General features: G+C 69.8%; 7 protein-coding genes and 1 pseudogene. 7 read left to right on the forward strand and 1 reads right to left on the reverse strand.

Going from position 1 to position 11987, the window contains the following annotated elements:
* Nucleotides 1–138 precede the first annotated feature (138 nt).
* The 7 genes and pseudogenes from ULB03_RS02315 (at nucleotide 139) to ULB03_RS02345 (ending at nucleotide 9735) form a co-directional block, all read left to right on the forward strand.
* Complete coding sequence (locus tag ULB03_RS02315) at nucleotides 139–1200, forward strand: hypothetical protein (protein WP_322481709.1); 1062 nt, start codon at nucleotides 139–141, stop codon at nucleotides 1198–1200.
* Nucleotides 1131–3395 carry a beta strand repeat-containing protein gene (locus ULB03_RS02320; RefSeq protein ID WP_322481710.1) on the forward strand — a complete coding sequence of 755 codons (2265 nt, stop codon included), beginning with the start codon at nucleotides 1131–1133 and terminating at the stop codon, nucleotides 3393–3395. The genes ULB03_RS02315 and ULB03_RS02320 overlap by 70 nt, the downstream gene beginning before the upstream one ends.
* 197 nt (nucleotides 3396–3592) lie before the next feature.
* A pseudogene (locus ULB03_RS02325) lies at nucleotides 3593–4464 on the forward strand (autotransporter outer membrane beta-barrel domain-containing protein).
* A gap of 354 nt (nucleotides 4465–4818) precedes the next feature.
* Nucleotides 4819–5391, forward strand: a complete 573-nt coding sequence (locus tag ULB03_RS02330) for an invasion associated locus B family protein (protein ID WP_322481711.1) — start codon at nucleotides 4819–4821, stop codon at nucleotides 5389–5391.
* A gap of 43 nt (nucleotides 5392–5434) precedes the next feature.
* Nucleotides 5435–7672 carry a tetratricopeptide repeat-containing sulfotransferase family protein gene (locus ULB03_RS02335; RefSeq protein WP_322481712.1) on the forward strand — a complete coding sequence of 746 codons (2238 nt, stop codon included), beginning with the start codon at nucleotides 5435–5437 and terminating at the stop codon, nucleotides 7670–7672.
* A gap of 14 nt (nucleotides 7673–7686) precedes the next feature.
* Nucleotides 7687–8850: a glycosyltransferase family 9 protein gene (locus ULB03_RS02340; RefSeq protein WP_322481713.1), complete on the forward strand. Its 1164-nt coding sequence runs from the start codon at nucleotides 7687–7689 to the stop codon at nucleotides 8848–8850.
* 6 nt (nucleotides 8851–8856) lie between these two features.
* Nucleotides 8857–9735, forward strand: a complete 879-nt coding sequence (locus tag ULB03_RS02345; RefSeq protein ID WP_322481714.1) for an alpha/beta hydrolase family protein — start codon at nucleotides 8857–8859, stop codon at nucleotides 9733–9735.
* Nucleotides 9736–9737: 2 nt separating this feature from the next.
* Here the strand turns inward: ULB03_RS02345 and ULB03_RS02350 are convergent, their stop codons facing one another.
* Nucleotides 9738–11822: a glycoside hydrolase family 31 protein gene (locus ULB03_RS02350; protein WP_322481715.1), complete on the reverse strand. Its 2085-nt coding sequence runs from the start codon at nucleotides 11820–11822 to the stop codon at nucleotides 9738–9740.
* Nucleotides 11823–11987 lie beyond the last annotated feature (165 nt).

An 11987-nucleotide genomic window follows, 5' to 3' on the forward strand; every position in this document is an offset into this window, starting at 1 on the left:
GTCACAGGCCAAGACCTACCCGGCGCGCTTGAAAGGGGCGGCCGCCCTGCGAAGGGGCGTGTCGCGATCCAGGCGGGGAGGGGCGATATGGGGCGGGATTTGGCTGCGTCGGCGGTGTTGTTGAGGGGTGGGCCGTCCTTGCTGGCGCTGGGTATCGCGCTGGCGGCGGGTCCGGCCCGGCCGCAGGACGTGACCCTGACCGGCGCTACCCCGGGCTACGCCAACGCCGGCACGCTGGGCGCCGTGTCCGTCGCCGCCACGGCCACCGTGGCGGGCGGCACCGTCGCTGGCCTGGCCAACACCGGCGCCATCGCCCTGGTGACCATCGCCGGCACCCTCACCGGCACGGCCGGCGTGCTGAACCAGGGCAGCATTGGCGCCCTGGTCGACAGCGGCACGATACAGGGGACGTCCATCGCGCTGCGGAACAACGGCACCATCGCCAGTCTCGCCATCGCCGCCACCGGCGGCCTCAGCGCCGGGTCCACCGCCTTTTACAATGGCGGCAGCATCGGCACGCTGGTGAACCAGGGGCGCATTGGCGACGGCATCGGCTTCGGCCGGCACGCCCTGTTCAATGCCGGCGGCATCGGCAGCTTTCTCAACGGCGGGTTCATCACTGGCTTCTCCGGCGGGGTGGTCAATATCGGCTCCATCGGCAGCCTCGCCAACACCGGCACCATCGAGGGGCCGGTCATCGCCCTGCTGAACCAGGGCACGATCGGGCGCCTGGACAATGGCGGCATCGTCAACGCCGCCAGCACCGCCCTGTACGTCCACACGCTGGGCGGCGTCGGCATCCTCAGCAACAGCGGGCTGATCGCCGGCCGCGCCGGCCTCTGGAACGACGGCAGCATCGCCACCCTGGTCAACACCGGCACCTTGAGCGGCGGCACCCAGGCCGGTCTGCTGAACCGGGGATGGATCGGCCAGGTGCGGAACCTGGCGACCATCAACGCGCAACTGACCGGCGTGGACAACTTCGGGACCATCGACACCTTGGCCAACAGCGGCGCCGTCAGCGGCCGCAGCGATGGCCTGGTGAATGCCGGCACCGTGGGCACGCTCAGCAACAGCGGCACCCTGACCAGCCGGGGGAGGCCCTTTACAACGGCCAGGGCACCCTGGGGGTGGTGGACAACACCGGCACGATCAGCGGTTACAAGGCCATCGCCAACGCCGCCACCCTGGGCCGGGTGACCAACGCCGGCCTGATCAGCGGCACCGGCTTCGCGCTGGATCTGTCGGGCACCACCGGCACGGTCAGCAACAGCGGCACCATCGTCGGCCCCACGGCCCTGCGCCTCAACAGCGGCGCCACCCTGGCCGGCCTGGTCAACCAGGGCACCATCATCGGCAACATCCTGAACCTGTCGGCGCATGTGCTGACCCTGTCCGGCGGCGCCGGTCTCGGCACCTACACCGGCGCCAACGGCGGGCAGGCGACCATTTCCAGCACCCTGGCCAATGTGGTGCTGGGCGGTGGCCAACTGGTGCTGAACGACAGGGTCGATGTCAGCGGCCACACCCTGGTCAACAGCGGGGCGTCGGTGCTGCTGTCCAGTATCGTCAGCGTGACCGGCAACTACGCCCAGACGGACGGCACGCTGGTGGCTGGCATTGGCGGGGCGTCTGTTGGCGGGGCGGCGGCCGGCCAATTGGTGGTCAGCGGTGCCGCCAGCCTGACCGGCGGCACGATGGCGGTGGCGGCGCTGGCGGGGACCAACCTGCTGGCGGGCGACCGTTACACCCTCATCGCGGCGGGGACCTTGACCGCCAGCGGCTTGACAGCCTCGGCCACCGGTTTCACGGCCACCTTGGGCACAGCGCCCAATGGCACCGCGACCGACCTGATCCTGACCCTGGTCAGCGACTATGTCGGCGGCACCCTCGGCACGCTGACCAACAGCGGCACGCTCTCCGCGGCGACGGCGGTGATGATCACCGCCGCCGGCAGCCTGGGCACGTTGGCGAATACCGGCACCATCATCGGCGATGTGGTCAACGCCAGCGGCAACGACCTGGCGATCACGGGCGGCAGCGGTGGCACGGTGGGCACGCTTGCTGGCGGCACCATCCGCAACAGCCTCAGCAACCTGGCTTTCATGGCCGGCGACCTCAGCCTGGGCGACGCCATCGACGTGACCGGCCACACGGTGGCCAACAAGGGCGCCACCCTCATCCTGTCCCGGGACGTGGTCCTTACCGGTGCCTTCAACCAGACGGCCGGGACGCTGGTGGCCGGCGGCCACGTGCTGAGCGTCAGCGACGCGGCCACTGTCTCCGGTGGCGTGGTATCGGCGGGTGTGAGCGCCGGCGGCACCTACCGCGTGGGCGATAGCGTCACCCTGATCCACGCGGGGACGGGCTCGCGCTACGGGGGCGCCACCGTGACCAGCGGGATCGAGGGGCTGTCGGCCACCGGCGTCACCCAGGGGGGCGACCTGCTGGCCGTGGCCGGCAACGATTATGTCGGCGGCGGCCTGGACAGGCTGGATGTCACCGGCACCCTGGCCAACACCGCCGGCGGCGCCACGGCGCTGTACATCGCGGCCGGCGGCGCCCTGGGCACCCTGGCCAACAGCGGGGTCATCGCCGGTGACATCGTGAACCAGTCCGCCACCATCCTGGCCATCAGCGGCGGCACCGACGATGCCCCTGGTACGCTCACGGGTGCCGCTGGCCGCCTGGGCAGCATCACCAGCCGCTTGGCCGACGTGCGCTTCATCGCCGGCACGCTGCTGCTGAACGACCACCTGGATGTCGGCACCCATGGCGTGGTCAACAGCGGCGCCACCCTGTTGGTCAACACCGCCATCACCATCACCGGCAGTTTCAGCCAGACGGCGGGTGGCCTGGTGATCGGCGTCGCTTCCGCCAGCGGTTACGGCAGCCTGGTGATCAGCGGCAGCGCCAGCCTGACGGGCGGGGCGGTCACGCTTCGGCCCACGGGTGGCGGCGCGCTGGCGGCCGGCAGCTACACCATCGTCTCCGCCGGTGCGGGCCTCACGGCATCGAACCTGGTGCTGACGGCGGCCGGCTACACGGTGACCAGTTCCACCATCGCCAGCGGCGGCCATACCCAGTTGGTGTTGACGCTGAACACCGCCAGCACGGGCACGACCGGCGGCCCCCCGGGCGGCGGCCCCCCAGGGGGTGGGACCCCAGGGGGCGGGACCAGCGGCGGCGGCACGGATTCTGGTTCGGGCCCAGGTTCCGGCGGCAATGGCACGGGCGGGACGGATACCGGTACGGGCAATGGGGGTGGCACCGGGGGTGGCGTGACGACGCCCGGCGGTCCCTCAACCCCCACCCCGCCGGCCACCGTCCGCTATGCCGCGGTTGGGCGGGCGCAAGGGGGGCGGCCATGGGCACCGGGGCCGCCTTGGACATGATCGCGGCCGGCGGCGGCCCAGCGGCCACGGCGTTCCAGGCGGCGGTGCTCACGCCTCTGTCCGGCCTGTCGGGTGTTGCCCAGCAAACGGCGGTGGCGCAACTGGCGCCCAACCAGACGACGCCGCAGATGGCCCTGACCATGACCACACCCACGACCACGGCCATCAGCCAGCGCCAGCAGACCGTGGCGGCGTTGATGGGCAGCGGTGCTGCGGCGGGGTCCGATGGCCAGCGGGGGGCCCTTTGGGGGGAGATCCTGGGTGGCGGCGCCTTGCGCGCCACCACCGCGGACGTGGCGGGCTATCGCGCCTCCAGCGCCGGTCTGGTCATCGGCGTCGACGGCTACGCCGATGACCAGGTGATGGCGGGCCTGGCCTTCAGTTGGCTGAACAGCGCCGCCGTCGGTCAGGGGATGGCCGCCCAAAGCCTGACGCGCGTCGGCAGCTACCAACTGACGGCGTACGGTGTCTGGCGGCCGGATGCCGTTGGGGGGCGTTTGTCCATCCAGGGCCAGGCCAGCGTCGGGTACAACCAGTTCGACCAACGCCGCTGGATCGGGTTCCTGGGCGCGCGGGCCAATGCCGACTACGGGGGGAACAATATCTGGGCAAGGTGGCGGTGGGCTACGACCTGCCCCTGGCGGGGACCCTGATCCTGACGCCGCAATACAGCCTGCGGGCCGTGCGGCTGACCAACCATGGCTATCAGGAACACGATGCCGGGATCGCCGGCCTGTCCGTCGATGCCCTTGTCACCAGCAACCTCACGCAGGAGGTGGGCGCGGCCCTGGCCACCCGTATCGACACCGGGCTGGGCACGCTGGTGCCGGAGCTGCGGCTGGCTTGGGTGCATGACTATCTGAACGGCCCGGTCGCCACCACGGGCGTCCTGGCCGGTGTCGCCTTCGCCAGCACCACCGCCCAGGTCAATGCCGATGGGCTGGCCATCGGTGTCGGTGCCACCCTTCGTCAGGGCGATGGCGTCAGCCTGCGGCTGGAATACACCGGCGACCTGCGCCGCGATTACCAGAGCCATGCCGGCGTCTTACGCGCCACCTGGGCTTTTTGACCGCCGTGCAGCGCGAATCAAACGGCGGCCCGCCATTCCCCGCGGCATGAAGAACCATCATCTTTTAGCTGATACTTGCCATAATTATCAGAATTGATCAGATGTGGATTGTGATTTCGATGGGTACATCACCCGCCATGCGCCCGATCCCGTAAATGCTGGTGGGAAAGCGTTTGAGCACTTGACGGTGTTATCGCCCTGCTGGTTAGTCCTTTGTCGTCCGTCCACGCTGAGCAAGGGGCCGCGGGGCCTCGGGTTCCGCAGGACATGGGGCGGTGTTCGGGCATGGCGGGATACCGCCATTTCATTCTATAAGCGGGTGTGCCGCATACTTGCAGGGGCCGGAGTATCGAGATGAGCATAATGGCGAGGGCAGTGGCGGTTGTCGTGGCGGCCGGCACCGTGATGGCGCACATGGGGGCCGCGGGGGCGGCGACCGAACCGGTCAAGGCGCCCCCCGCCTCCGCCGCCAAGGGGCCGGAGGTCAAGCAGGCGCCGGGGCCGCTCTGGTCCAAGAACTGCGCCAAGACCGATGCCGGGGCCGAGATCTGCTATGTCGAGCAGTTCGCCATCGTCACCCCGCAGAACGTCATGATGCTGCATGTCCAGATCGGCTACCTGGGGCCGGAGGGCAAGCCGCGGCTGATCCTGACCACGCCGCTGGGCGTGCTGCTGCAACCCGGCATCACCCTGACCGTTGACCAGGACAAGCCGCTGGCCCTGCCCTTCGACGCCTGCCAACAGGGTGGTTGCGTCGCCGCGGCGGACCTTGAAGACGGCAAGGTTCTGGACCACTTCACCGGCGGCAAGGTTCTTGCCGTCCGCTACATCAATGGTGACAAGGCCGCCATGGACATCCCGGTGCAGTTGAATGGCTTGGCGGCGGCGTTGAAGGCCCTGCCGGTGCCCGCCAAACGCACGCCCTGAACCGATCCCGTTCCGACCCATTCCTGATGAAGTGCGCGAAGCCATGACCACCCAACAGCAGACCACCATGACCGTTGAGCAGGCGTTGGGCCAGGCCCATGCCCATTGGAACGCCGGCCAGGCCGACCAGGCCGAACGGCTGTGCCAACACGTCCTGGCGTTGTGGCCCGGGCAGTCGGACGCCCTGCACCTCATGGGCCTGATGGCGCACGCCTATGGCAACCTGGACCTGGCCATCGACCATCTGCGCCGCGCCTGCCAGGCGCCCCGCGTCCCCGCCGTCTACCTCAGCAACCTGGGTGAGATGCTGCGCCAGCGCGGCCTGCTGGCGGAGGCCGAGGTCGCCGCCCGTCGCGCCGTCACCATGGACAACGCCCTGGTGGCGGGCTGGAACAACCTGGGCATCATCCTGCAGGAGGCGGGCAAGCTGGATGACAGCCTGTCGTGCCTGGAGCGGGTGGTGGCCTTGCAGCCCAATTACGCCGAAGCCCACAACAACCTGGGCAACACGCTGAAGCGCATGGGCCGGCTGGACCAGGCCCGCCAGCGCTATGAATACGCCCTGAACTTGGCGCCGGCCTATGCCGAGGCGCAGAGCAATCTGGCCAACCTGCTGAACGATCTGGGCCGCCCGGATGAGGCGCTGGCCGCCGCGCGCAAGGCCATCGATCTGAACCCGCGCCTGTCGGACGCCTACATCAACGCGGCGGCGGTGGAACTGGGCCGTAACCGCAATGAGGATGCGCTGCGCTGGATCGACGCGCTGCTGAGCTACGCCCCGCTGCATGCCGGCGCCCTGACCGTGCGCGCCACGGCGCTGCGCCACCTGGAGCGGCTGGAGGAGGCGCTGGCCGATGCCCGCCGCGCCGTCTCCCTCCAGGCGGAGAACGGCGAGGCGCAGAACGTGCTGGGTGAGGTGCTGCAGGCCGTCGGCCATCATGAAGAGGCGCTGGCCGCCTTCGACAAGGCGTCGAAGACCCTGGGCTTCGCCCCGGAAAAGGCCCTGATCAACCGGGGCGTCGTGCTGATGGAGCGCGGCGACAAGGGGGAGGCCAAGGCCGCCTTCGAACAGGTGCTGGCGCAGTATCCGCGGTCCGCGTCCGCCTGGTTCAACCTGTCGGACCTGCACCGCTTCCAGTCGGGCGACCCCGCCGTCACCAAGATGGAGGCCCTGCTGTACGGGCCCGATCCCCTGCAGTCGCAGACGGACCGCACCGCCCTGAACTTCGCCCTGGGCAAGGCCTGGATGGACATCGGCGACGCCGACCGGGCCTTCGGCTACCTCAATGAGGGCAACCGCCAGAAGCGCGCCACCTTCAGCTATGACTCGGCCGCGACCGACCGCTGGATGGCCGACATCGCCGCCGCCTTCCCCGCCGACATCTTCGGTAAGGCCAAGGCCACCCTGGCGGGCAGCGACCAGGCGGTGTTCGTGCTGGGCATGCCCCGGTCGGGCACCACCCTGATCGAACAGATCCTGGCCAGCCACCCGCAGGTGGCCGCCGCCGGTGAACTGTCGGCCTTCAACAGCCTGGTGAACCAGCTGGGCCCCTATCCGCAGATCGCCCCCCACCTGACGCCGGAGAACTGCGGCGGGCTGGGCCAGCGCTACCTGGATTTCATCCGCCCGCTGGCCGCCGGCCGCCGCAGGGTCGTGGACAAGATGCCGTCCAACTTCCTGTTCGCCGGCCTGATCAACCTTGCCCTGCCGGACGCCCGGATCATCCATGTGCGCCGCGATCCGGTGGATACCTGCCTGTCCTGCTACACCAAGCTGTTCACGCGTGAACAGTTGTTCACCTATGACCTGGCGGAACTGGGCCAGTTCTATCGGGCCTATGAACGGCTGATGGACCATTGGCGCGCCGTGCTGCCGGCCGACCGCTTTATCGAGGTGCGGTATGAAGAGGTGGTGGACGACCTGGAAGGCCAGGCCCGCCGCCTGGTCGAGTTCTGTGGCCTCGCCTGGGACCCCGCCTGCCTGGACTTCCACAAGACCCAGCGCACCATCCGGACCGCCAGTCTGAACCAGGTGCGCCAGCCCATCTTCCGCAGCAGCGTGGGCCGCTGGCGTCCCTTCGCGTCCCAGCTCACGCCGCTGTTGGCCGCGCTGGGCATCGATCCCAACGCGCCGGACGCGCCCGCCCCGACGGTGACGGAGCCGGCCAAGAAGCCGGCCGCCCGGAAGGCCACGCCTAAGGCCGCCGCGCCTGAACCTGCGGCGGAGACGGTAGAGGCGGCCAAGCCGGCCAGCCGCCGCCGCAAGCCGGCCACCACCTGACGGGGCCCGCCGCCATGGACATGAAGGAACTGGAGCAGCAGATCCGTCCCATGCTGATCGCGGGGCGGGGTGTCGAGGTCGAGGCCATGATCCGGCCCCTGCTGGCGAGCGGCACCGGCCCGGTCACGCTGTGGGCCCTGCTGGCCCAGGCCCTGCGCGTGCAGGGCCGGGTGGCGGAGGCCAAGCCCATCCAGGAAATGCTGGTGGACGCCCTGCCCGGGCACCTGTCCACCCGCTTCGACCTGTCGGAAACCCTGTTGCTGCTGGGGGAATTCGACCGTGGCTGGCGTGAATACGCCTACCGCTACAGCCTGGCCCACACCACCCGCATCGAGCGCAAGGTGCAGCGCCCGCGCTGGGACGGCCGCCCCATTCCCGGCAAGACCCTGCTGATCCATGACGAGCAGGGCTACGGCGACACCTTCCAGTTCATGCGCATGGTCGCCTGGGCCAAGGAGAAAAGCCAGGCCAACGTCATCCTGGAAATCAATCATGAGACGGCCAGCCTGGCGCGGCGGATGAAGGGCTTCGATGCCCTGACCCTGCGGGGGGAGCTGCCGCCGTACTTCGATGTCCATGCGGAGATGATGAGCCTGCCCATGATCATGGGCCTGCAGCTCAGCCAGTTGCCGGGCGAGCCCATGCCCTACCTGTCGGCGCTGCCCGACCGGCGGGAGCATTGGCGCAAACGTCTGGAGCCGTACAAGGGCCTGAAGGTGGCCTTCCTCTGGGCCGGCCGTCCCACCCATTTCAACGACGCCAACCGCTCCATGGAACTGGAGATGTTGGCGCCGCTGGCCCAGGACGGGGTCACCCTGTTCTCCGTGCAAAAGGGCCCCAAGGAAGAACAGGCGCTGAATCCGCCGGCCGCCATGGCCAAGCATGTCGTCAGCCTCAGCCCCGAGATCCGCGATTTCGAGGATACGGCCGCCATCCTGATGGAGGTCGACCTGCTGGTTTCCATCGACAGTTCGCCCGTGCATCTGGCCGGCGCCCTGGGCCGCCCGGCCTGGGTGATGCTGCCCCTGCTGCCTGACTGGCGCTGGCTGCAGAACCGCGACGACACGCCCTGGTATCCCTCCGTCCGGCTGTTCCGGCAGACGGAATGGGGCCAGTGGGGGCCGGTCGTCGGCCGTGTGGCCCAGGCGCTGGCCGACCTCAAGGCCAAGAAGGCCTGAGGCGCCATGCGGCGGCGGGCCTTGGCGCGGGTCCTGGCGGCGCTGGTGCTGGTGGGCGGCCTGGCCGCCTGCACCGGCATCCACGGTCGCCAGGACCGCGGGCCCACGCTGGCCCAGGCCGGTGGCTGGCGCTGGGATTACCTGTCGGCGGACAGTTTTGACCTGGCGACGGCCGTTAAACCCTACTCCCCAGGTCCCGGACCCAGCGGCGACGTGCTGACCGTCTATATCGAGGGCGACGGTATGGCCTATCTGACGCCGTCCCAGCCGGCGATGGATCCGACGCCCACCGATCCCCTGGCCCTGCGCCTGGCCATGGCCCATCCCGGCGGCGGCCCCGTGGCCTACCTGGCCCGTCCCTGCCAATACGTCATGGAAACCCGCCCGCGCAACTGCCAGGTGGGCTATTGGACCAAGGCGCGCCTGGCGCCGGAGGTGGTGGACAGCGCCAGCCTGGCGCTGGACCGGCTGAAGGCCGACGCCCATGCCCAGCACCTGGTGCTGGTGGGCTATTCCGGCGGCGGCGGCCTGGCGGCGGTGCTGGCGGAGCGGCGCGCCGACGTGGCCGGCCTGGTCACCGTGTCGGGGAATCTGGATTTCGGCCTGTGGACCCGCACCCTGGATCTGACGCCGCTGTCGCAGTCCATCGATCCGGTGACGGATGCCGCGCGGCTATCACACCTGCCCCAGGTTCATTTCGTCGGTGCCGACGACAAGGTGGTGGACGGCGCCATCGCCCAATCCTTCGTGGCCCATCAGCCGCCCGATGCCCCGGCCCGCATCATCACCATTCCCGGCCAGGACCATGGCTGCTGCTGGGCGGCATCCTGGGCCGCTCTTTCCCGCCGGCCGGAGATGGCCGCCATCCCCGGCTGGCTGCCGTAAGCTCAGTCCGCCGTCCAGTACTCCGCCACCACCGGCCGGCCGCCCAGGGCGCCGGTGTGTTCCACCTCGGGCCCCAGGGGGATGCGGCTGCCGGCGCGGGCGAACACCGCCATCTCGTCCAGCGCCAGGGTCAGGGTGTGGACCCGCCCCCCTTCCAGCACCGCGCCATCCGGGAAGCGGCGCCATTGCCCGGCCGGCAGATAGACGGTGACGGTGCCGGCGGCGTTCAGGCAGGGGGCGACCAGCAGGTCGGGGCCGCAGAAGAACTGATCCTCGAAGGCCCAGGCGGCGCGGTCGTCCGGGCAGGCCAGGGCCATGGCGCGCTGCACCGGCAGGCCGGTAGCGGCCGCCGTCTCCATCGCGGCATGCAAATAGGGGATCAGGCGATAGCGCAGCTTCAGGGCGGCCAGGGTCGCGGCCTCCGCCTCCGGCCCATAGGACCAAGGCTCGCGCGGGCCGATGCCGTGCAGGCGCATGTGGGCGGAGAAGACGGCCGCCTGCGCCCAGCGGACATACAGGATGGGGTCGCGTTGGTCGCGGTAGAAGCCGCCGACGTCGGTGGCGTAATAGGGCGCGCCGCTCAGGCCCCAGGACAGGCCGCCGCGCAGGTTGCCGGCCATGCCTTCCCAATCCGCTTGCGGGTCGCCGCCCCATTGGGCGGGATAGCGCTGCGCCCCGATCCAGCTGGCGCGGGAGAACAGGAAGGGCCCGCTGGCGCAGTACCTTTCCGCCGCCTCATAGACGCAGCGGTTATAAAGGTGGGCGTAGACATTGTGCAGGGCGTGCCCGGTCTCGCCATTGCTGGCCAGCATGTCGGGTTCCACCTGCTCGCCAAAGTCCGCCTTGATCATGTCGACGCCGGCCGCGAACAGCGGCTGGTGGCACTCGCGCCAGTAGGCATAGGCGTCGGGGTGGGTGAAATCGATCAGGCCGCTGTCGGGCAGGGGGGTCAGGACGGGGCCGAAGGGCTCCAGGTCCCATTGATAGCGATAGGCCTCGCCCGTGCGCCGGTCCTTGAGCAGCCAGCCCTTGGCGGCCAGCTCATCGAACAGCGGGTTGTTGACCGACACCAGCGGGTATTCCCAGGCGCAGATCTTGAAGTCCATGGCCTTCAGCGTCGCCAGCGTGGCGGCGGGGTCGTGGAAGCGCTTGGGGTCCCATTGGAAGGCGAACCGGGTGTCGGTGTCCTGCCAGGCGCGGCCGTCGAAGGTGATGGTGTCGCAGGGCATGCCCTTGGCCCGCACCTCCGTCGCCACGGCGATGACCTCCTCCGGCGTGCGGTAATAGGCTTTGGACAGGATGACGCCGAGGCTCCACAACGGCGGCACCGGCGCCCGGCCGGTCAGGCCGGTGTATTGTTCCAGCAAGGCGGCACCGTCGGCGCCTGTGAACAGGAACAGGTCCAGGTGGTCATCCTCCACCACCAGGCCATAGGCGCGCTGCGACCAGGGGGCGTAGCCCACGCCATGGGTCACGGGGGCGGGCGTGTGGGCCAGCAGGCCCCAGCCCTCGGGCGACCAGGCGAAGGGCGTGTTCTTATAGGACCACTGCCCATTGACGCCCAGCGCGTCCTCATTGCGCGACCGCAGCAGCTGTCCCCGATGGTCCAACTGGCCCCACTTCTCCCCCAGGCCGTAGACCGGCTCGCCCGACTTCAGATCCAGGCTGACGAACCAGGCGCCGTCCAGTTTGGCGAAGGGCGGCAGGCGGAAACGGCGGACGAAATGCCCATCGGTGGGGGAGGACTGCACCACCCGGCCAGCGCGGGTGAGGGTGAAGGACAGGGGCGCGTGGTCCAGCGTGCACGTCAGGTCGCCGGCCGCGACCACGGTGCGGCCCTCCTCGGCTGTCAGGGTCGGCGTCAGGGCCTCGGGTTCCTCCGCCAGCAGGCCATAGCCGCCGATGGCGCGCTCGCCTGTGCGCAGGCGGGCGCCGAAGTCGTGCAGGGTCAGCCAAAGGGGCCCGGCGTCGGTTTCCAGGATGACGGTGTCGCCCGCCAGGCGGGCCTTGCCGGTCACGGTCACCGCTGGGATGCGGCCCCAGTTGGGGGACGCGGACGCGCCGACCATATCCTGCACCACGCTCATGCTCCGTTCCTCGACAGCCATCGGACCAGGGATAAGCCCATACCCCAATCGGCACCGGCCCCGCCAGGGTTTCCCTGTGGGGCCGGAACGCGCGGAACGGCTGTTCTGACGTCAGAACAAGGGTTTCAGCCCGGATGGCCGATGGTGGTGAGAGCCCGGTCCAGC

It is taken from the genome of Nitrospirillum goiasense (assembly GCF_034427435.1).
Lineage (GTDB): Bacteria > Pseudomonadota > Alphaproteobacteria > Azospirillales > Azospirillaceae > Nitrospirillum.